This is a genomic window from Accumulibacter sp., from assembly GCF_029255125.1.
Taxonomy (GTDB): domain Bacteria; phylum Pseudomonadota; class Gammaproteobacteria; order Burkholderiales; family Rhodocyclaceae; genus Accumulibacter.
Window position 1 is genome coordinate 1 of the sequence record NZ_JAPUVR010000140.1, and the last position, 18,882, is coordinate 18,882.

Consider the following 18,882-nt stretch of genomic DNA (forward strand, 5'->3'; position numbering starts at 1 on the left):
AACGCGTCAAGTTCCGCTGCCATCTACCCTTTATACAGACTTCTTCATCCGATGTCCATAGGCTGCCCCTAAGCAACAGATTCTTCAGCTATTAGCCCGAAGGACAATTTCACCCTGACCAATAGCCCGTTTCTGCCCGCCTCGACGACCTCGCGTACCGGCGGCGTATCGGAAGCGATCACCGGGCAGGCGCACGACATGGCTTCAAGCAGCGACCAGGAAAGGACGAAAGGGTAGGTCAGGTAGACGTGCGCGCTCGACAGGCGCAGAACATCGAGGAACCTTCCGTAAGGAACCTTGCCCAGGAAATGCACCCGATTCTCGTCCAGGGTGTCGCCAAGTTCGCGCCGGTAGCGGCTGCGGTAAGTCTCTCCGTCGGGCAGACGGCGCCCGTAGCTCACGTCATCGCCACCGACGATCAGCACCTGCGCTTGCGGGCGTGCCGCCAGGACGCCCGGCAAAGCGCGCATGAAAGTGTGAAAACCACGATAGGGCTCAAGGTTGCGCGCAACGTAGGTGACCACTTCGTCGCCCGAGCACAGCGTGCCGCGCGCCTCCGGAAGAACGAAGTCGGCCACCGGTGCGGGACGGACGACATCGGTTCGGATGCCGTCATGGATGACTTCGATGCGCTGCTGAAACGGGCCGGGATACTGGTCGCGCTGCCAGCGCGTCGGGCTGACGCCGCAGTCGGCCGCTTCCAGGCTGATCAGTTGTATCGTGTTGCGTACGCGCAGCCGGCACTGATCGTCGAAACTGGACGGAAATTCCGGGTCGAAGCCCATGTCCGAACCGCTCGCTCGGTAAAAGAATTCCAGGTAGAGCAACAAGCGTGCGGTGGGGAACACATCCTTCAGAAAAAGCGCCTCGCCCCAGGCCGGGTGCGCGCAGATGACGTCGGGAACGAAGCCATCGCGGCGCAGGGCGAGCGCCACACGGGCGACCGCCTGGCCTCGGCGAACCGCCGCTTCACTACTCTGCAGGTAGTGGTGCGTTTCCTGCGAAGCCCCTCGCGGCGGCGACGGGTAGGCGGCGATTCTCAGGCGAGGATGGAGGACGCTCGCCTGCCGGCGCAGGTTCACGTCTTCGCCGATGGCGACGACCTCGTTCGTTGGCGAGTTTGCCAGCGCCGGAGCAAGGTGCTTGTATTGCCCGGGGAAGTTCTGATGCACGAAGAGGATGCGCATGGGCAGGCAAGGCGGGACGGAAGCACGCGCCAGCGAATGGATGAACGATGACGGACGATCTTAGCCGATTTACGGCTCGTCGAGAGCTTTCGTCGACCTGGCCGGGCGGCGCGCCGGCGACCACAACCGCGCGCGCGGCGACGCCAGCGAAAACGCGCCGCCTGGGCGGTCGACAGACTGCGCTAGAATTCGTCCGATGATGAACGACGAGTATTTCATGCGCGAGGCGCTGTCGCTCGCTCAGGCCGCCGAGTGTCTGGGCGAAGTCCCGGTCGGCGCGCTGGTCGTGCGCGATGGGTCGGTGGTCGGGCGCGGCTTCAATTCGCCGATCGGCGAAAACGATCCGACGGCGCACGCCGAGATTGCCGCGCTGCGCGACGCTGCGCGTAATCTGCGCAACTACCGGCTGCCCGGTTGCGAGCTTTTCGTTACGCTCGAGCCGTGCGCGATGTGCGCCGGCGCGGTGCTGCAGGCGCGCATCAGTCGCCTGGTCTATGGCGCGCGCGACCCGAAAACCGGTGTGCACGGTAGCGTCGTCGACCTCTTTGCCGTTGCCCGGCTGAATCACCATACCCAGGTCGTCGGCGGCATTCTGGCCGACGAGTGCGGTCGCCTGCTGGCGGATTTTTTTGCCCGGCGGAGGGCCGAAAAGGGAGAATGAAGGTGCGCATCGAGGTTTCGCTCAAACAGCAGCGGCTGACCCTCTACGACGGCGCCGGGCAGGTGCTGCAAACCTACCCGGTGTCGACCGCGGCGCGCGGCGCGGGCGAGACGCGTGGCAGCTACTGTACGCCGCGCGGTCGCCATATCGTGCGCGCCAAAATTGGCGCCGGACAGCCGGAGAACGCGGTATTCGTCGCCCGTCGCGCGACCGGCGAGATCTACTCCGCGCGGCTGGCCGAGCAGTTTCCCGAGCGCGACTGGATACTGACGCGGATTCTCTGGCTCTCGGGTTGCGAGCCGGGGCGCAACCGGCTGGGCCAAGTCGATACGATGCGGCGTTACGTCTACATTCATGGCTGTCCGGACAGTAGCCCGCTCGGTCGGCCGGGCTCGCGCGGCTGCATCCGCATGCGCAACGCCGATCTGATCGAACTCTTCGAGCTCGTGCCGGCATACACGCCAGTCTTGATCAGCGAGGATTGAGGTCTGCCGTCGAGGCCGACGCGAACGTTGCGCCGGTCTCTCCGAGCAAGCGCGCGTCGGCGCCGAAGCTGCGTTCGAGCAAGGTCGTTCGCCCGTCAATGCCGCGCATGAGCAGCGTCGAAGCGCGCGTACCGTAGCTCGCCGAGCGCACGAAGACCGCCGACAGGATACGTTCCCAGTCGAGCGAAACGCCGGTCTCGGGCAAATGGCGGTCGGGAACGATTTCCTGATCGGCCAAGAGCGTGAAGAATGGCTCGCTGGCGGGCAGCCCGGGCAGGGACTCGGCGAACGCGCGTCGGGCGCTCGCCAGCTTCGGCCACGGGGTGTCGAGCAGATGGTTGGACAAGCCGTAGATTCCGGCGGCGAGCGACCGTGGCGGCTGACCGCCGCGGTTGGCGTAGTAGGCAAGCGTGTCGCTGTCGCCGACGAAAAGGTTGAAGCCGTTGTAGTCGGCGGCACGGTCGGCGACGCCCGCCAGATAGTCCAGCGGCGCAGCCGATCCGCTGAGGAAAGCGGCGACCAGTTCGCCGCGTGATCGCCATCCGTCGCCGGGCTGGCGGCCCTCGCGGAAATTGGTCAGGGCGGCGAACCGTTGGTTGCGGCTGCTGCCCAGCCAGGTGCCGCCGGCTTCCAGGTCGCGCCCGGCACAGACTTGCGGTGCGTCGGACCAGAACGCGGCAGGCGCCGATGGTCGGGCGAAGAACTCGTCGCGGTTGGCCGCGACGACCAGCGGGTATTCGGCATGCGCTTGCCAGGCGAGCAGGATCAGGCACATGGCAATCGGCGCCAGTCTCGCGTGGCTGGTCTTCAGTCGCTGGTCACGAGTTCGAGGCGCGGGCCGTCCACAGCAGCGAGCGCCAGCTTGCCCGTCAGCGCGCAACTCTCCTGCATCACGGCCAGCGCCTCATAGCCGCCGGCCGGAGCCGGCGCCGCGTTGGCGATCGTGCCGCACGGTCGGTCAGGATTGTCGCTGGCATAGATCGCCTGGCCGATGTCGATGACGCCGGCCGCACGCACGCGATAGAGATGGCGTTTCACCTTGCCCAGGTACTGCGTGCGTGCGACGACCTCCTGGCCCGGATAGCATCCCTTGTGGAAGCTGACCCCGCCAAGACGTTCGAAGTTCGCCATCTGCGGGACAAACTCCTCGCTTGTGCGCCGGGTAATCAGCGGGACGCCGGCCCGGATGTCCAGCCATTGCCAGACGGACGTGCCAACTGGCTGCGCCTGGGCAGTCAGTTGCGACCAGAGCGCTGGCGCAGCGGCCTGCTCGACGACGACCTGATAGCGCTCCGGCGCCAGGCAGATGACCAGACCGGTCGGGCCGACCTCCGCGGTCAGCGCCGTTTCCGGTGCCGGCAGCCCACTCGCCGCCAGCGCCACCCGGCTCTGCGCACCGGCAAGGCCAAGCAGAACGTAGTCGTCGGTGCGGTCGGCGACGACGACCTTGCTGCGCAGGACGAACATCTGGAGTCGGCGCGGGATGACCGGCAGCAGGTCGGCGGCGAGGTGCAGTTGGTAACTGTCAGACGCACGGAAAATCAGAAAGCTGGCGAGCATTCTGCCCTTCGCCGAGCACCAGGCGGAGTGTTGCGCGGCGTTCGGCGACAGATGCTGGACATCGCTCGTAAGTTGGTTGTGCAGAAAGGCGGCCGCATCGCTGCCGCCCACCTCGAGCAGGCCGAGATGCGCCAGCGGTGCGATGATCGTCGTCGCACTGGCGGCCGCCAGTTCGCTCGCCGGGTCGCCGAAATCGGCCACTACTCCGTTCGCCCAGCGGGCGCCGTGGGCCAGGAGAAAATCCTTCCAGGTCTGGTTCATCGTGCTGTCCGTTGAAGATTTGACCAGCGCCCGGCCGTCCGCTCAGCGGGCGCGCCGGGCGTGCCGTCGACTGCGGCGGCGCGCCGGCGGTTGCCGAAGGGTCAGCTAGACGTACCGTCCGGGCGCGTGGTTTCGGCTATTATAGGGCCACTCCACCCGCTTTCTCCCTCGCCCAGCAGCCCGCCGGCTGCGCCGGATCGATGCGCCGACTCGTACGCCAGTCTCTGCTGCTTGTCCTCCTGCTTTGCTTGCTGCTCGCCGCAGGTCTGGTCTGGCGGGTCTGCTCGCCGATCAGCCTGAACGGCGCGAGGGTCGAGTTCACCATTGGCGCGGGCAGCAGCATGCGTTTGGCGGCACACGAGATCGCTGCTGCCGGGGCAAGGATCGAACCGTGGCTGCTGATCGGGCTGGCGCGCGTGCTGCGCGTCGAATCGTCGATCAAGGCCGGTAGCTACGAACTTGTGCGCGGCAGCACGATGCTCGATCTGCTGCGCAAACTGACTCGGGGCGATGTCACGCAGGCCGAATTGCTGATCGTCGAGGGGTGGACTTTCCGCCAGGTGCGCGAGCGTCTGAATGCGCATCCCGACCTGCAACACGATACCGCCAGCCTCGCGGAAAGCGAGCTGCTCGCCCGGCTGGGAGTGAGCGAGGCCGCCGCCGAGGGCCTGTTCTTCCCCGACACCTATCTCTTTGCCAAGCGCTCCAGCGACCTCGATCTGCTGGCGCGCGCTTATCGGGCGATGCAGGCGCATCTGGCGCGCGAATGGCAGACGCGCGCCGCCGGCCTGCCGTATCGCGATGCCTATCAGGCGTTGATCATGGCCTCGATTGTCGAAAAGGAGACCGGACGCGCCGACGAGCGGCCACTGATTGCCGGTGTCTTCGTCAACCGCCTGCGCCAGGGGATGTTGCTGCAGACCGATCCGACGGTGATCTACGGTCTTGGCGAAGCTTTCGACGGCAATCTGCGCAAGCGCGATCTGCTCGCCGACACGCCATACAATACCTACACACGGCGCGGTCTGCCGCCGACGCCGATCGCCTTGCCGGGACTGGCTTCGCTGCGCGCCGCGCTGCATCCGGCGACGGGTGAGGCGCTCTATTTCGTTGCGCGCGGCGATGGCAGCAGTTACTTTTCCCGCACGCTCGACGAACACGAAGCAGCGGTCGATCGCTACCAGAAGCGGAGCAAACCATGACAGCCGATCAGCCCGCGCAGCGCGGCAGGTTCATCACTTTCGAGGGAATCGACGGTGCCGGCAAGAGCACGCATGTTGCCGGAATTGGCGAATTCCTGCGCGCGCGCGGACATTCCGTCCTGCTCACACGCGAGCCGGGCGGCACGCCGCTCGGTGAACGGCTGCGCGAACTGCTGCTGCACTCGGCGATGCATCATGAAACCGAAACACTGCTGATGTTCGCAGCGCGCCGTGAGCACCTTGCCTGCCTGATCGAACCGGCGCTGCAACGCGGTGTCTGGGTCGTCTGCGACCGTTTCAGCGATGCGACCTACGCCTACCAGAGTGGCGGCCGGGGTCTCGACAAGGAGAAGTTCCGCCTCCTGGAAAACCTGGTGCATGCTCACCTGCAGCCGGATCTGACCTTTCTTTTCGACCTGCCTTCGGCCGTCGCCGGGGCGCGCATCGTCGCCCAGGAGCGTCCGCTCGACCGCTTCGAACAGGAGCGTGCCGACTTTCACGAGCGCGTGCGCCTAGCCTATCTGGAGCGCGCCGCGGCCGCTCCGCAACGTATCCAGATCGTCGACTCGACGCAGGACAGGGCGCTTGTCCGCCAGGCACTCGAGACGAGACTCGGCGCACTCTGCCGATGATGCCGATCCGCTGTCTGCACGACCAGGTCTGGCGCGAGTTGCTCGCCCGGCGCGCCCAGTTGCCGCATGCGCTCCTCCTTGCCGGTCAGCGCGGGATAGGCAAGTTCGAGCTGGCTCGCGCCTTTGCCTATCGGCTGCTCTGTCCTCAGCCGACGACGGCGGGCGAAGCGTGCGGGAGTTGCTCCGCCTGCACTTGGCTGGCGCAAGGCAACCATCCCGATTTCCGGCTGCTGCAGCCGGAAGCATTGGCCGAAGCCGATGCGCCGGCGGCACCGGAAGGCGACGAGGCGGCTGGCGGCAGGAAACTCGGTCAGCAGATCACGATCGATCAGGTGCGCGATCTCGACGATTTCCTGCATGTGGGCACGCACCGCCAGGGGCTGCGCGTCATCCTGCTCAATCCGGCTGAAGCGATGAATCGGGCGACGGCCAACGCTCTCCTCAAGTCGCTCGAGGAACCGCCGGTGGGAACGCTCTTCATCCTGATCGCGAGCGAAATGCATCGCCTGCTGCCGACCATCCGCAGTCGCTGCCAGCACATTCCGCTGCGCCGGCCGTCGCCTGAGCTGGCGATCGAATGGCTGCACGCGGCCGGCCTGAGCGAACCCGACGACTGGCTGGCGCTGGCCGGCGGGTCACCGCTGCTGGCGCTCGATCTTGCCCGCAGCGGCGAGCGTCGGCTGCTTGCCGCGTGGCTGGCGGCGGTCGCGCAGGGTGAAGGTCTTGACCCGCTGCTCGCGGCGGCCAACCTCGACAAGGCGATTCGCGCCGAGAAGCGTCCGGGCGCGTTGAAGCACACGATGGACTGGGCGCAACAATGGTTGGTCGACCTGATGCTGACCAGCGTCGGTCTGGCGCCGCGCTATTTTCGCGCCCAGGTCGCTCTCTTGCGCCGCTTGGCTGCCCTGAGCAATCTGCAGCGCCTCTTGGCATTTCAGAAAATGGCATTACAATACAAGGTCCAGTGTGAGCAACCTGTGAACAGCCGCCTGTTTCTTGAAGACTTCTTTCTGAACTACCAGGCGGTCTTTCGCGCCTCCTGAGGGGTTATGGCAGAAGTGGATACGCCCAGCAAGCCGGCGATTGCCGCGCCGCCGCGGCCCAGCGTGCTGTCGTTGAACATCAACTCGAAGTCGGCCTTGTATGCCGCGTACATGCCCGTTCTGAGGAATGGCGGCATTTTTGTGCCGACGACGCGCAACTACTCGATTGGCGACGAAGTGTTCATGCTGCTCTCGCTGATGGACGACGCAGCCAAGCTGCCGATCGCCGGTACGGTGGTCTGGATCACTCCGCTCGGTGCGCAGAACAACAAGGTGCAGGGGATCGGCGTGCACTTCAAGAACGACGAGAGCGGCGTCGAGGCGCGTCGGCGCATCGAGAGCCTGCTCGGCGGTGTCATGCAGTCCGGCCGCCCGACGCATACGATCTAAGCTGATGCTGGTCGACTCGCACTGCCACCTCGACTTTCCGGCGCTCTCACAACGGGTCAGCGAGATCGTCGCCGCAATGACGCGCAATGGCGTCGGCTGTGCCGTGTGTATCGGCGTCACGCTTGAAGACCTGCCGCGGGTCATTGCCCTGGCCGAGCACTGGCCGCAGATCCTGGCGACGGTCGGCGTCCATCCCGACGCCGAAGGTGGTCGCGAGCCGAGTTGCGAGGACATCGTCAAACTGGTGCAGCATCCGCGCGTCATCGCGATCGGCGAGACCGGCCTCGACTACTACTGGCACAAGGACATGCCGGAGTGGCAGCGCGAGCGTTTTCGCAACCACATCCGTGCCGCGCGCGTGGCGGGCAAGCCGCTCGTCATCCACATGCGCGAGGCGGCCGACGATACCCTGCGCCTGCTCGTCGAGGAGCGCGCGAGCGATGTCGGCGGGATCATGCACTGTTTTACCGAGGGCTGGTCGATTGCCCGGCAGGCGCTCGACCTCGGCTTTCATCTTTCGCTGTCCGGCATCGTTACCTTCAAGAACGCAAGCGCCGTGCGCGATGTCGCGCAGCGTGTGCCGCTCGATCGCCTGTTGGTCGAGACCGACTCGCCGTATCTGGCGCCGGTGCCGTTTCGTGGCAAGACCAACCAGCCGGCTTACGTACGCTATGTGGCCGAAGAAGTTGCCCGCTTGCGCGGCGTGCCGAGCGAGGAGGTCGTTGCCGCGACGAGCGAGAATTTTTTCCGCCTCTTTCCCGATGCCCGTTCGAAGGTTGCACCATGAAGAAAATCACTCTCCTCGCGCTGCTTGTCCTCCTGCTCCCTTGCCTTGCCCGGGCTGGCGCCTACGAGGACATGGAGGAGGCGCTGATCTCGGGCGACACGCCGTGGGCGATTCAACTGGTCAACCGGGGAATGGAAGTCAACTCGGTAGACCGCAACGGCAATACGCTGTTGATGCAGGCGGTTCAGCGCGAGAACAAGGAATTCTTCGATTTCCTGCTGCACCGGCGCGCGCGGCTGAACACGCGTAACCGGAACGGCGAAACGGCGCTCAGTCTGGCCGCCTACCGCGGTCACCTGCACTTCGTCCAGCGCCTGGTCGAAAGCGGTGCCGACATCAATCTCTACGGCTGGCCGCCGTTGATCTACGCCGCTTTCAACGGGCACCTGGCGGTTGTCGACTACCTGCTGAAGAAGGGCGCGGAAGTGAATGCGCGGACGGAGAACGGCTCGACAGCGCTGCTTTTTGCCGCACGCTTTGGCCATATCGAAGTGGTCAAGTTGCTCCTGCGCCACCAGGCTGACCCGAACATCGCCAATGACCGCGGTGCGACGGCGGTCGACTGGGCGCTGGCGACCGAGAACACCGACATTGCCGACTTGCTGCGCAAAGCCGGCGGCCGGGCCGGCAGCGCGGCGGTCGCGCCGGCGCTACGTTGACCAGGCGGGTAGTCGGCGCAGCGCGATCTTGCCGTTCGCCAGGGTGCGGCTGACGATGCGGTAGACGTCGGAGGCGAACGGCTGCTCGCTCGGGCCGGCGAGCAAGCGGGCCTGCAGCGCTTCCTCGTTGTGCACCGTGCACACGTGACGCCAACGATCGATCAGGTGAATGTCCTCGCGCCAGCCGAAAGCGTCGCGCTCAAGGAGGACGATAGGTCCGGCGAAAGGCCAGGGTTTCAGCTTCCAGCGTGCAATCGCCGTCAACAGGCGCGCCCCGTGCAGCGCGCCTGCTTCCCGCCCGATACAGGTTCCGCGGCAGTTCTTCTGTCGGTAAGCGGCGCACGCCTGCCCGGCGGCTGAATCGTCCAGCCCCAGGCGCTGATGGCACAGATGGTGTGCGTCGGCTATCTGGCGCAGCGCGCGGACCGCCTCGCGCCCGTCAGCATACAAGCCGAAGAGGTCGTCGCGCAGGGCAAAGTCGAGATCCTCGGCGTGTACCAGTTGCACCCGGAAGTCGCCGTCGGCGACCGGCTGGACCTGCCACGAACAGAGGTCACGGCTGACGCCGGGGGTCAGTCGGCGCCCATCGCCAACCGCGAGGCTGCTCGTTGACGCGGTGGCCAAGCGCTCGAATTCGATCTCGTGCAAGCGCGCGCCGAGTTCGCCGGCGGCTTCGCGCCAGTCGATGCGCCGGGTGGCCTCGCTCAGTTGGGCAGCGCGTTTGCCGGCGGCAAACTGCGCCAGAACCTGCCGACGAATGTTGCTGCAGCGCTTGGCGACGAGCAGCCGGTCGTCGTCAGCGTAGAAGGCGAAGGCGCCGGCCGCCTCGGGCAGGTCGTCGATGATCTGCGGATCGAGCTGGGCCGGCCAGGCGGGCAGACCGATCAGTGCGACGACCGCATTTTCGATCGACGATTCGGACAACTCGCGCTGCCAGCACTGCCAGAGTTCCCAGAGCAGGCGGGCATCAGTCAACGCGCGGTGGCGGCTGCCGGGAACGTGCAGTTGGTGGCGCGTGACCAGTGCATCCAGATTGTGCCGGTGATGCTCGGGAAACAGCTTGCGCGACAGGCGGACGGTGCACAGCGTCGGCATGCGGAAGTCGATTGTCAGGCGCGCGAACTCGCCTTTCAGGAAGCTGTAGTCGAAGCGCGCGTTGTGCGCGATCAGAACCTTGCCGCGCAATCGCTCGAGCAGTTCGGCAGCGATCTGAGCGAAAGTCGGCGCGCCGCTGAGCATTGCATCGTTGATGCCGGTCAGTTGGGCGATGAAGGGTGAAACCGGAATCCCAGGATTGACCAGAACGTTCCACTCGCGAACACCCTGGGGGTCGACTTCAACCAGGCCAACTTCGATGATCCGGTCGTTCGCCAGATTGGCGCCGCTCGTCTCCAGATCGAGGAAGACCAGCGCCTCGGGCAGTTCGGCGCTGGTGGGCGGCAGGAGTTCCGCATCGTTCGCCTCGGGCGTCTGCATGGGCGGCTGCTTCAGGGCGCACTCGCGCGCGCCAAGCCTGCGATCTCGTCGGCAAAGACATCGGTCAGGGCAAGTGGGAGGTCGTGCGCCATTCCCTCGATGACCCGGATGCGCGCCCCGGGAATATGCGCCGCCACATCGTAGCCGCAGGCGACCGGGATCAAGGGGTCGAGCGCACCGTGCAGAACCAGCGTCGGTACGCTGATCGTCTGCAGCAAGGCGCGGCGATCGCTGCTGGCGAGAAACGCGGCGAGTTGGCGGGTCACGCCGCGCGGGTGGAAGCCGCGCTCATGTTCGATTGTGAACTGCTCGCGCAGGCGCTGCGGGCAACTTGGATAGTCCGGGCTGGCGACCGCCAACTGGCGGCGGATCGCGTCCTCGATCAGGCTTTCCTTGTCGCGCGCCGGGGGCAGCGGGGCAAACAGCGCGCGGGCTGCTTCTGGCGTCGGTGCAGGCAGCTCGGGGTGGCCGCTGGTCGTCATGATGCAGGTCAGCGAGAGTATGCGCGCGGCGTAGCGGGCAGCGACAATCTGAGCAATTGCGCCGCCCATCGAGGCACCGACGATATGGGCGCGCTCGACTTCCAGGGCGTCGAGCAGGCCGACGCTGTCGGCTGCCATGTCGTCCAGCGTATAAGCCGTCTGCGGTGCCTGGCCGGTACGCAGGGCGCGCGCGATATCGGGAACGCCAGCCTCGTCGAGTTTGCTCGATAGACCGCAGTCGCGATTGTCGAAGCGGATGACGCGGAATCCGCGTGCGACGAGCGCCTGGCAGAGCTCGACCGGCCAGCGGCCGAGTTGTGCGCCGAGCCCCATGACGAGGAGGACAGCCGGGGCCGCGGGTGAGCCGAAACTCTCGTATTCAATGTGAATCCTGTTGGCGGAAATCTGTGGCATGGAAGGAGACGTGTAATGAGCGAGGCGAGGGCGCCGACAGCCGACAATCTACCACCGAATCCGAGTCGCCGGCGCGTGTCGCGTGCGGGCGCCGGCGGTCGGGGGGGAGAAACAGCCCCTGACCGGCGCTCTGCCGGCAGATCGGGTGCACATCTTGTGTCGGAATTGCTACCAAGCCATCGCTTGCTGCGTTTTCATTGCGTCGATCAAGCCATCGAGGCGTGTGATGAGCGATAATGCCCGGGTCTTGGGGGTCGCTGCGATCACCGCGTCGGGTCGGCCGACGGTACCGGCCCGAGTTCGGAAGGAAATGGATGAAGAGGGTTGATGATTTCCGTCTGCGTTTCGGTAAACATGAGCTGGTGCCGATCGTCATCGGCGGGATGGGTGTTGACATCTCGACGGCTGAACTGGCGCTCGAGGCGGCTCGCCTGGGTGGAGTGGGGCACATTTCCGACGCGATGGTGAATACGGTTGCCGATCGCCGATTCAACGCCAAGTTCGTCAAGGACAAGCTGCAGCAGTACAAATTCAACGTCGCCAATCCGGACAAATCGGTAGTTCGCTTTGACCTCGGTCAGTTGGCCGAGGCGACCAGAATGCATGTTGGCAGGACGATGGAGGCAAAACGCGGCGATGGCCTGATCTTCGTCAACTGCATGGAAAAGCTGACGATGAATGCGCCACGTGAGACCCTGCGCGTGCGCATGGCCGGCGCGCTGGACGCCGGAGTCGACGGAATCACTCTCGCCGCTGGCCTGCATCTTGGCTCGTTTGCCCTGATCGAGGACCATCCGCGTTTTCGCGATGCCAAGCTGGGAATCATCGTCTCGTCCTTGCGCGCCCTCCAGTTGTTCCTGCGCAAGACGGCGCGCTGCAATCGGCTGCCTGACTATGTTGTCGTCGAAGGTCCGCTGGCCGGCGGCCATCTCGGTTTCGGCATGGATTGGCAGGAATACGATCTGGCGACGATCTTTGGCGAAATCCACCGTCATCTGCAGGCAGAGCAACTCGACATCCCGCTGATTCCGGCCGGCGGAATCTTCACTGGCAGCGATGCCGTGGCCTTCCTTGAGCAGGGTGCGGCGGCCGTGCAGGTTGCGACGCGCTTTACCGTTTCGAAGGAGTGCGGCTTGCCGGAGGATGTCAAACAGCGCTACTTTTCCGCCACCGAAGACCAGATCGAAGTGAATCTGATCTCGCCCACCGGTTATCCGATGCGCATGTTGAGCAACAGCCCGGCGATCGGCGACGGCATTCGACCGAACTGCGAGGCCTATGGTTACCTGCTCGACAGCAATGGCAGTTGTTCGTACATCTCCGCCTACAATCGCGAGGTGGCGGCGAATCCTGGGGTCAAACGCATCTCGGTCAAGGACAAGACTTGCCTCTGTACGCAGATGCGCAACTTTGATTGCTGGACCTGTGGGCACTACGCCTATCGCTTGAAGGACACCTCGCGTCGCTTGCCGGACGGCACGTACCAACTGCTTAGCGCGGAACATATCTTTCACGATTACCAGTTCAGCACCGACGGCAAAATACTTTCGGCGCCCGAGTAGCAACTGGCCGGCAGCGATCGGGCCATGCTCAGTTACCGCCATGCCTTCCACGCCGGCAACCACGCCGATGTTCTCAAACACATCGTCGTCGTCCAGTTGGCGGCTTACTTGGCGCGTAAGGAAAAGCCCTTCACGTATATCGATACGCACGCCGGAGCTGGCACCTACGCGCTTGACTCGGCCCTGGCTACGAAGCTGGCGGAACATCGAACAGGCATCGGACGACTGTGGCAGCGCGACGATTTTCCGCCGCTGGTCAGCGACTACCTGCGCCTGGTCGGGCGACTGAATAGCGACGGTCGTTTGCGCGCCTATCCGGGTTCGCCCTTGCTCGCCGCGTGGACGACACGCAGCCACGATGCCTTGCGGCTTTTCGAACTGCACAGTCGGGACGTGCTGCATCTACGCGAGAACATGCTGGCTTTCGGGCAGCGGGTGCGGGTAGCGGGCAGCGATGGGTTGGCCGCGATCAAGGCTCTGCTCCCGCCACCATCGCGGCGGGCACTGGTCTTCATCGATCCGGCTTACGAGGACAAGGCCGACTACGAGCGGGTCATCCGCGCGCTGCACGAAGCCTTACAGCGTTTTCCAGGCGGAACCTATGCCCTGTGGTATCCACAGCTTACCCGGCGCGAGGCGCACGCACTTCCGCAGCGCTTGAAGCGTCTGCCGGCCACCGACTGGCTGCATGTCGGACTGCGCGTCAGGACGCCGTCGGCGGACGGCTTCGGCATGCACGGCAGCGGCTTGTTCGTGATCAACCCGCCATGGACGCTGGCAGCGCAACTGCAGGAAGCAATGCCTCACCTGGTCGAGGCGCTAGCGCTCGATGCCGGGGCGGGTTTCACGCTCGAGTGCAGCACTGCAGCGCCGCCCGGCGCGTGAAGTTTCAGCCGGGCCGGAGTGGCGAGATGGCCGTCCGCCCAGGCCAGCGGCAGCGCGCTGCTGGCACAGGATCGCGTGTGCCGGCGCGCTTACGGCGACGGATGCTTGCGGCTTGACCCGTAGCTCGAAGCGACCGGATACCTGGCTGCGTTCTTGAGCAGCTTGGCGCGCGCCGCGTCGAGCAGATCGATTCCGGCGTGCTCGGCGATCAGCAGCAGATAGATCAGGACATCGGCGCATTCGTCTTGCAGGGCGGTGCGCGCCGCGCCGCTGGCGGCGGCCGACACCTCGGCGTCGCTCTTCCATTGCGTCAGCTCGAGCAGCTCGGCTGCTTCGAGGTTCAGCGAAACGATCAGATTGCGCAGCGAGTGAAACTGCGCCCAGTTGCGCTCGTCGCGAAAGCGCAGTATGTCCGTGGTCAGTTCGGTCAGTGGGTTCATCGGCTGAAAAAAGAACGGGAAAGCCTCTGCCCAGCGGTCTTGCCCGGGGTGGCGGGTGCGAGTTCCGGGAGGGCGAGCGCCAACGGCTGCCGGGATAGAAAAGGGGGCGGAGAAAAGAAAAGCCGCGGCATGCCGCGGCTTTTCCCGCCCGTGCAGGAGCAATCAAAGCATGTGTTTGACCGCGTCGCGCTCGTCGGTGAGTTCCTTCAGCGTCTTGTTGAGTTTGTCGCGCGAGTAGTCGTCAATCGCGATGCCCTGGATGATCTTGAACGAGCCGCCCTGGCATTCGCACGGGAAACCGAAGACGATGCCGGCCGGAATGTCGTACGAGCCGTCCGAGGGGACGCCCATGGTCACCCATTCGCTCGAACCGAGGACCCAGTCACGCATGTGGTCGATGGCCGCGTTGGCCGCCGAAGCCGCTGAGGACAGGCCGCGCGCATCGATGATCGCTGCGCCGCGCTTGCCGACGGTGGGCAGAAAGACATCGTTGTTCCAGACGGCGTCGTTGATCAGCGCCTTGACGTTGTCCCCGTTCGAGGTACAGTTACGGTAGTCGGCGTACATCGTCGGCGAATGGTTGCCCCAGACGACGAGTTGCTTGAAGCTGGCGACCGGTCGGCCCGTCTTCGCGGCGAGCTGGGAAAGGGCGCGGTTGTGGTCGAGGCGGAGCATGCCGTGGTAGTTGGCCGGGTTGGTGCGTCCGACCTTGCGTGCGGCCGAGCCAGCGATCAGGGCATTGGTGTTGCACGGGTTGCCGACGACCAGGACGCGCACGTCTTCCTTGGCGTTTTCGGCAATCGCCTTGCCCTGCACGGTGAAGATTGCCCCGTTGGCGGTCAGCAGATCGGCCCGTTCCATGCCTGGGCCGCGCGGACGTGCCCCGACGAGCAAGCAGGCATCGGCGTCCTTGAACGCCGCGTTCGGATCGTCGGTGGCGAACATGCCGGCGAGCAGGGGAAATGCGCAATCTTCAAGTTCCATGATCACGCCTTGGCACGCTTTCTGGGCTTGCGGCAGATCGAGGAGCTGAAGGATGACGGGTTGGTCCTTGCCAAGCATTTCGCCGGAAGCAATCCGGAAAAGCAGGCTGTAACCGATTTGACCGGCAGCGCCGGTGACCGCGACGCGCATGGGGGCTTTGGACATGATGCGGCTCCTGTCGTAAGTGATGAGCAAGAAATGAGCGGTAAGCGATCCGCTGCGCCCAGGAGGCCAGCGGGCCGGGCAGCAAATCGGGAGAATGATAGAGCCGCCGATTGCAGGATGTCAAATCCATGCCATATCATATGTCTTATATATGATATTTGAAACAGGGACACGATGGACGCGCAGCAAAAATTGTGCTGAAATGACGCTCCATGAACAGGTCGGCGTCCTTCCATTCTCCTACGTTCAGTCCGCTGTATCGGCAGATCAAGGATCTGATCATGCATGGTCTCGAATCGGGGGAGTGGCGGCCGGGCGACTCGATTCCCAGCGAATCCGAACTGGCCGTGCGCTTCGGAGTGAGCCAGGGCACCGTGCGCAAGGCGGTCGACGAAATGGCCGCGGAAAACCTCCTCGTTCGCCAGCAAGGCAAGGGAACCTTCGTGGCGACGCACAAGGACCCGGGTTCCTTCTTCCGCTTCCTGCGCCTCGTTCCGAATGACGGCGAACTGCAGGTTTCGCAGAGCGTGCCGCTCGAATGCTGGCGCGCGAAGGCGGGTCCGGATGTCGCCCGGCTGCTCGCGCTGGAAGCGGGCGCGGCGATCACTATCGTTCGGCGCCTGCTCAAGCTCGGCGAGGAACCCGTAGTGTTCGACGAGATCTACTTGCCGAGCGAACTCTTTCCCGATCTTTCGCTGGAGGTTCTGCGCTCCGGCGAATCCCTCTACAGTCTGTTCGAAAGCCGCTACGGCGTGCGCATGATCCGCGCCGACGAACGGCTGCGCGCCGTGTCGGCTGATCGGGTGAGCGCGGAATTGCTGCAGGTGGCCGAGGGAAGCCCGCTGTTGCTCGTCGAACGCGTCACCATGACCTATGGTGGCAAGCCGGTCGAATGGCGCCGTGGCTTCTATTCGACGCGCAATTATCATTATCACAACCAGCTCGGCTGAGCTGCGTGAGGAGACGGGACGGGTCGGTATGGTGCGCTGCGATGGTTTATAATCGAGTGCGGTTTTGAAGGGGTCAGGCGGTCCGCGTACGACTGCATAACATAACAGGGATGACGTTCATGGCAGAGATGGCAATCACGAAAAAGCGTCCGAAGAACTTGGACTTGCCGACGATCAGGCTACCGCTTCCGGGTATCCTGTCGATCATTCACCGGATCAGCGGGGCGGTGATCTTCCTGCTCCTGCCTTTCCTCCTATGGCTGCTGCAGGGCAGCCTTGCCTCGGCCGAGACCTTCGCCGTCGTCAAGGGCGTGGTCGGCCATCCGCTCGCCAAGCTGGTTCTCCTGGGACTGATCTGGCTCTACATGCATCACTTCTGCGCCGGCATCCGCTATCTGATGCTCGACCTGCACAAGGGGATAGACCTCGAGTCGGCACGCCTGTCGAGCAAGGTCGTCTTTGCCGTCAGCATCGCGCTGACGCTGATCATTGGAGCGAAAGTACTATGGTAAACCGCATACTCGTCGGGGCTCACTATGGCCTCAAGGACTGGATCATCCAGCGCGCGACAGCCATCATCATGGCGGTCTATACGATCATTTTTCTGGTCGTCGTCGGCGCTGTCGGTCCCGACTCCTTCGACGCATGGCGCGGCATCTTCGCCAACGGTTTCATGCGTTTCGCGACCTTTCTCTTCTTTGTCAGCGTCTTCTACCATGCCTGGATCGGCGTCCGGGATATCTGGATGGACTACGTCAAGTCGGACGGATTGCGTCTTCTGCTGATGATTGCGACAGTTGCGGTGCTCGTCGGCTACGCCGGTTGGGCGGTTCAGATTCTGTGGAGAATGTAAGTGAACAAGCTAAGCATTCCGGTACGTAAGTTCGATGCAGTGATCGTCGGCGCCGGCGGTTCCGGCCTGCGCGCGGCGATCCAGTTGTCCGAGGGTGGCCTGAAGACAGCCGTGCTGTCCAAGGTCTTTCCGACGCGTTCGCACACCGTTGCCGCCCAGGGTGGCGTTTCCGCGTCGCTGGGCAATTCCGAGGAAGACCATTGGCACTGGCACATGTACGACACCGTCAAGGGCTCGGACTGGCTGGGCGACCAGGACGCGATCGAGTACATGTGCCGCAAGGCGCCCGAGGTGGTCGTCGAACTCGAACACTTCGGTATGCCGTTCGACCGTACAGACGAAGGAAAGATCTATCAGCGGCCGTTCGGCGGGCACATGTCCAACTTCGGCGAAAAGCCGGTCCGGCGTGCCTGCGCGGCGGCCGACCGCACCGGGCACGCCATGTTGCACGCCTTGTATCAGCGCAACGTGCGCGCCAACACGCAGTTCTTCGTCGAGTGGATGGCGCTCGACCTGATTCGCGATGATTCCGGGCAGGTTCTCGGCGTCATTGCGCTCGAGATGGAAACCGGTGAGGTCGTCGCCTTCCATTCCAAGGCGACGGTCTTTGCTACCGGTGGCGCCGGTCGCATCTTCTATTCGTCGACCAATGCCTTCATCAATACTGGCGATGGCCTGGGCATGGCGGCGCGCGCGGGCCTGCCGCTCGAAGACATGGAGTTTTGGCAGTTTCACCCGACCGGCGTGGCTGGCGCCGGGGTGCTGATCACCGAAGGCGTGCGTGGCGAAGGCGGCATTCTGCGCAACTCGACGAACGAGCGCTTCATGGAGCGCTATGCGCCGAATGCCAAGGACCTGGCCTCACGCGATGTCGTTTCACGGGCGATGGTCACCGAGATCAACGAGGGCCGCGGTTGCGGGCCGAACAAGGACTTCGTGCTGCTCGACATCACTCACCTCGATCCGGCGACGATCATGAAGCGGCTGCCCGGCATCCGCGAGATTTCGATCCAGTTTGCCGGGATCGACCCGATCAAGGCGCCGATTCCGGTCGTGCCGACCTGCCATTACCAGATGGGCGGCGTGCCGACCAACTACAAGGGACAGGTGGTGAATGAGGACGGCTCGCCGGTTCCGGGCTTCTATGCTGCCGGCGAGGTCGCCTGTGCGTCGGTGCATGGGGCAAACCGGCTGGGAACGAATTCCTTGCTTGACTTGCTGGTTTTTGGCAAATCGTCAGGCGATTCTGTGATCGAAGACCTCAGGTCGGGCAATATCGGTCTCAAGGATCTGCCGGCCAACTTCGCCGAGCGGACGCTGGCGCGGCTCGACCGTCTGAATACGCAGACCGGCGGGGCGAACGTCAATGAGACACGGCTCGAACTGCAGCGGACGATGCAGAAGCATTGCGGCGTTTTCCGCTTCAAGGACATGCTGGCCGAAGGTGTCGCCCGCATCGTCGACATCGAAAAGGCTGTGGCCAGGACGGAAATCAAGGACAAGTCACAGGTCTGGAATACGGCGCGCGTCGAAGCGCTCGAACTCGACAATCTGATTGAAGTGGCCAAGGCGACGATGGTTTCGGCCAATGCGCGCAAGGAATCGCGCGGTGCGCACGTGCGCGACGACGCGCCCGACACGCCGGCCAATCCCAATGGTCGCGACGACATCAACTGGCACAAGCACACGCTTTGGTACCGGGAGGGCAGCCGCCTGAGCTACAAGCCGGTGATCATGAAGCCGCTGACCGTCGACACGATCGCGCTCAAGACACGTTCCTACTGATCGCGCGCCAAGGAGTAAT

The 18,882-nt window shown here is 64.3% G+C and carries 21 protein-coding genes; 14 read left to right on the top strand and 7 right to left on the bottom strand.

The window, feature by feature from the left end; all coding sequences use genetic code 11:
* Positions 1 to 68: 68 nt before the first annotated feature.
* Positions 69 to 1,187, bottom strand: coding sequence for a glycosyltransferase family 4 protein (locus Q1L59_RS15420; RefSeq protein ID WP_300333864.1), 1,119 nt, complete (start codon positions 1,185 to 1,187; stop codon positions 69 to 71).
* A 199-nt stretch (positions 1,188 to 1,386) separates the two neighbouring features.
* Between Q1L59_RS15420 and tadA the strand changes: the two genes are divergently transcribed.
* Together tadA and Q1L59_RS15430 are read left to right on the top strand one after the other, a co-directional pair.
* A complete protein-coding gene (tadA, locus tag Q1L59_RS15425; RefSeq protein ID WP_300334016.1) occupies positions 1,387 to 1,848 on the top strand; it encodes a tRNA adenosine(34) deaminase TadA in 462 nt (153 codons plus the stop codon).
* 2 nt (positions 1,849 to 1,850) lie between these two features.
* A complete protein-coding gene (locus tag Q1L59_RS15430) occupies positions 1,851 to 2,333 on the top strand; it encodes a L,D-transpeptidase (RefSeq protein ID WP_300334019.1) in 483 nt (160 codons plus the stop codon).
* Here the strand turns inward: Q1L59_RS15430 and Q1L59_RS15435 are convergent.
* Together Q1L59_RS15435 and Q1L59_RS15440 are read right to left on the bottom strand one after the other, a co-directional pair.
* Complete coding sequence (locus Q1L59_RS15435) at positions 2,320 to 3,108, bottom strand: NRDE family protein (protein ID WP_300333867.1); 789 nt, start codon at positions 3,106 to 3,108, stop codon at positions 2,320 to 2,322. The two genes, Q1L59_RS15430 and Q1L59_RS15435, sit on opposite strands and share 14 nt — an antisense overlap.
* 32 nt (positions 3,109 to 3,140) lie before the next feature.
* On the bottom strand, positions 3,141 to 4,154 hold the full coding sequence (locus Q1L59_RS15440; RefSeq protein ID WP_300333870.1) for a folate-binding protein: 1,014 nt from the start codon (positions 4,152 to 4,154) through the stop codon (positions 3,141 to 3,143).
* 200 nt (positions 4,155 to 4,354) lie between these two features.
* Here Q1L59_RS15440 and mltG point away from each other — a divergent pair, with 200 nt between their 5' ends.
* Genes mltG through Q1L59_RS15470 form a run of 6 tightly spaced genes read left to right on the top strand, consistent with a single transcriptional unit; the run spans position 4,355 to position 8,867 of the window.
* Positions 4,355 to 5,356 carry an endolytic transglycosylase MltG gene (mltG, locus tag Q1L59_RS15445; RefSeq protein WP_300333872.1) on the top strand — a complete coding sequence of 334 codons (1,002 nt, stop codon included), beginning with the start codon at positions 4,355 to 4,357 and terminating at the stop codon, positions 5,354 to 5,356.
* A complete protein-coding gene (tmk, locus tag Q1L59_RS15450) occupies positions 5,353 to 5,988 on the top strand; it encodes a dTMP kinase (RefSeq protein ID WP_300333875.1) in 636 nt (211 codons plus the stop codon). The genes mltG and tmk overlap by 4 nt, the downstream gene beginning before the upstream one ends.
* A complete protein-coding gene (holB, locus tag Q1L59_RS15455) occupies positions 5,985 to 7,031 on the top strand; it encodes a DNA polymerase III subunit delta' (protein WP_300333878.1) in 1,047 nt (348 codons plus the stop codon). The genes tmk and holB overlap by 4 nt, the downstream gene beginning before the upstream one ends.
* 6 nt (positions 7,032 to 7,037) lie before the next feature.
* Positions 7,038 to 7,421 (top strand): PilZ domain-containing protein, encoded by a 384-nt coding sequence (locus Q1L59_RS15460; protein ID WP_300333880.1) that lies wholly within the window; start codon positions 7,038 to 7,040, stop codon positions 7,419 to 7,421.
* A gap of 4 nt (positions 7,422 to 7,425) precedes the next feature.
* On the top strand, positions 7,426 to 8,208 hold the full coding sequence (locus Q1L59_RS15465) for a TatD family hydrolase (RefSeq protein WP_300333882.1): 783 nt from the start codon (positions 7,426 to 7,428) through the stop codon (positions 8,206 to 8,208).
* Entirely contained in the window at positions 8,205 to 8,867 is a 663-nt protein-coding gene (locus Q1L59_RS15470) for an ankyrin repeat domain-containing protein (RefSeq protein ID WP_300333885.1), read from the top strand. The genes Q1L59_RS15465 and Q1L59_RS15470 overlap by 4 nt, the downstream gene beginning before the upstream one ends.
* On the opposite strand, the gene Q1L59_RS15475 is transcribed toward Q1L59_RS15470, so the two are convergent.
* Positions 8,859 to 10,343: a 3'-5' exonuclease family protein gene (locus Q1L59_RS15475; RefSeq protein ID WP_300333888.1), complete on the bottom strand. Its 1,485-nt coding sequence runs from the start codon at positions 10,341 to 10,343 to the stop codon at positions 8,859 to 8,861. The genes Q1L59_RS15470 and Q1L59_RS15475 overlap by 9 nt on opposite strands.
* Before the next feature lie 11 nt (positions 10,344 to 10,354).
* Positions 10,355 to 11,239, bottom strand: a complete 885-nt coding sequence (locus Q1L59_RS15480; RefSeq protein ID WP_300333891.1) for an alpha/beta hydrolase — start codon at positions 11,237 to 11,239, stop codon at positions 10,355 to 10,357.
* Positions 11,240 to 11,553: 314 nt separating this feature from the next.
* Between Q1L59_RS15480 and Q1L59_RS15485 the strand changes: the two genes are divergently transcribed.
* Both Q1L59_RS15485 and rlmJ read left to right on the top strand, forming a co-directional pair.
* Complete coding sequence (locus tag Q1L59_RS15485; protein WP_300333893.1) at positions 11,554 to 12,801, top strand: nitronate monooxygenase; 1,248 nt, start codon at positions 11,554 to 11,556, stop codon at positions 12,799 to 12,801.
* 24 nt (positions 12,802 to 12,825) lie between these two features.
* Positions 12,826 to 13,686: a 23S rRNA (adenine(2030)-N(6))-methyltransferase RlmJ gene (gene rlmJ, locus Q1L59_RS15490; protein ID WP_300333895.1), complete on the top strand. Its 861-nt coding sequence runs from the start codon at positions 12,826 to 12,828 to the stop codon at positions 13,684 to 13,686.
* Positions 13,687 to 13,775: 89 nt separating this feature from the next.
* Here the strand turns inward: rlmJ and Q1L59_RS15495 are convergent, their stop codons facing one another.
* On the bottom strand, positions 13,776 to 14,126 hold the full coding sequence (locus Q1L59_RS15495; protein WP_300333897.1) for a nucleotide pyrophosphohydrolase: 351 nt from the start codon (positions 14,124 to 14,126) through the stop codon (positions 13,776 to 13,778).
* 162 nt (positions 14,127 to 14,288) lie between these two features.
* Entirely contained in the window at positions 14,289 to 15,275 is a 987-nt protein-coding gene (locus tag Q1L59_RS15500) for a malate dehydrogenase (protein ID WP_300333899.1), read from the bottom strand.
* A 212-nt stretch (positions 15,276 to 15,487) separates the two neighbouring features.
* Here Q1L59_RS15500 and Q1L59_RS15505 point away from each other — a divergent pair, with 212 nt between their 5' ends.
* From Q1L59_RS15505 to sdhA, 4 genes are all read left to right on the top strand, one after another.
* On the top strand, positions 15,488 to 16,225 hold the full coding sequence (locus Q1L59_RS15505) for a GntR family transcriptional regulator (RefSeq protein WP_300333902.1): 738 nt from the start codon (positions 15,488 to 15,490) through the stop codon (positions 16,223 to 16,225).
* Between the two features lie 119 nt (positions 16,226 to 16,344).
* Complete coding sequence (gene sdhC / locus Q1L59_RS15510; protein ID WP_300333904.1) at positions 16,345 to 16,737, top strand: succinate dehydrogenase, cytochrome b556 subunit; 393 nt, start codon at positions 16,345 to 16,347, stop codon at positions 16,735 to 16,737.
* Positions 16,731 to 17,078 (top strand): succinate dehydrogenase, hydrophobic membrane anchor protein, encoded by a 348-nt coding sequence (sdhD, locus tag Q1L59_RS15515; protein WP_300333907.1) that lies wholly within the window; start codon positions 16,731 to 16,733, stop codon positions 17,076 to 17,078. The genes sdhC and sdhD overlap by 7 nt, the downstream gene beginning before the upstream one ends.
* Positions 17,079 to 18,863: a succinate dehydrogenase flavoprotein subunit gene (sdhA, locus tag Q1L59_RS15520; protein WP_300333910.1), complete on the top strand. Its 1,785-nt coding sequence runs from the start codon at positions 17,079 to 17,081 to the stop codon at positions 18,861 to 18,863.
* Positions 18,864 to 18,882 lie beyond the last annotated feature (19 nt).

Bases quoted from the DNA above. Each gene is read 5' to 3' on its own strand.
- rlmJ (WP_300333895.1), top strand. From the start codon at position 12,826: ATGCTCAGTTACCGCCATGCCTTCCACGCCGGCAACCACGCCGATGTT.
- Q1L59_RS15485 (WP_300333893.1), top strand. From the start codon at position 11,554: ATGAAGAGGGTTGATGATTTCCGTCTGCGTTTCGGTAAACATGAGCTG.
- Q1L59_RS15435 (WP_300333867.1), bottom strand. From the start codon at position 3,108: ATGTGCCTGATCCTGCTCGCCTGGCAAGCGCATGCCGAATACCCGCTG.
- Q1L59_RS15505 (WP_300333902.1), top strand. From the start codon at position 15,488: ATGAACAGGTCGGCGTCCTTCCATTCTCCTACGTTCAGTCCGCTGTAT.
- mltG (WP_300333872.1), top strand. From the start codon at position 4,355: ATGCGCCGACTCGTACGCCAGTCTCTGCTGCTTGTCCTCCTGCTTTGC.
- Q1L59_RS15480 (WP_300333891.1), bottom strand. From the start codon at position 11,239: ATGCCACAGATTTCCGCCAACAGGATTCACATTGAATACGAGAGTTTC.
- Q1L59_RS15470 (WP_300333885.1), top strand. From the start codon at position 8,205: ATGAAGAAAATCACTCTCCTCGCGCTGCTTGTCCTCCTGCTCCCTTGC.
- sdhD (WP_300333907.1), top strand. From the start codon at position 16,731: ATGGTAAACCGCATACTCGTCGGGGCTCACTATGGCCTCAAGGACTGG.
- Q1L59_RS15475 (WP_300333888.1), bottom strand. From the start codon at position 10,343: ATGCAGACGCCCGAGGCGAACGATGCGGAACTCCTGCCGCCCACCAGC.
- Q1L59_RS15420 (WP_300333864.1), bottom strand. From the start codon at position 1,187: ATGCGCATCCTCTTCGTGCATCAGAACTTCCCCGGGCAATACAAGCAC.
- Q1L59_RS15465 (WP_300333882.1), top strand. From the start codon at position 7,426: ATGCTGGTCGACTCGCACTGCCACCTCGACTTTCCGGCGCTCTCACAA.
- Q1L59_RS15495 (WP_300333897.1), bottom strand. From the start codon at position 14,126: ATGAACCCACTGACCGAACTGACCACGGACATACTGCGCTTTCGCGAC.
- tadA (WP_300334016.1), top strand. From the start codon at position 1,387: ATGAACGACGAGTATTTCATGCGCGAGGCGCTGTCGCTCGCTCAGGCC.
- Q1L59_RS15440 (WP_300333870.1), bottom strand. From the start codon at position 4,154: ATGAACCAGACCTGGAAGGATTTTCTCCTGGCCCACGGCGCCCGCTGG.
- tmk (WP_300333875.1), top strand. From the start codon at position 5,353: ATGACAGCCGATCAGCCCGCGCAGCGCGGCAGGTTCATCACTTTCGAG.
- holB (WP_300333878.1), top strand. From the start codon at position 5,985: ATGATGCCGATCCGCTGTCTGCACGACCAGGTCTGGCGCGAGTTGCTC.
- Q1L59_RS15500 (WP_300333899.1), bottom strand. From the start codon at position 15,275: ATGTCCAAAGCCCCCATGCGCGTCGCGGTCACCGGCGCTGCCGGTCAA.
- sdhC (WP_300333904.1), top strand. From the start codon at position 16,345: ATGGCAGAGATGGCAATCACGAAAAAGCGTCCGAAGAACTTGGACTTG.
- Q1L59_RS15460 (WP_300333880.1), top strand. From the start codon at position 7,038: ATGGCAGAAGTGGATACGCCCAGCAAGCCGGCGATTGCCGCGCCGCCG.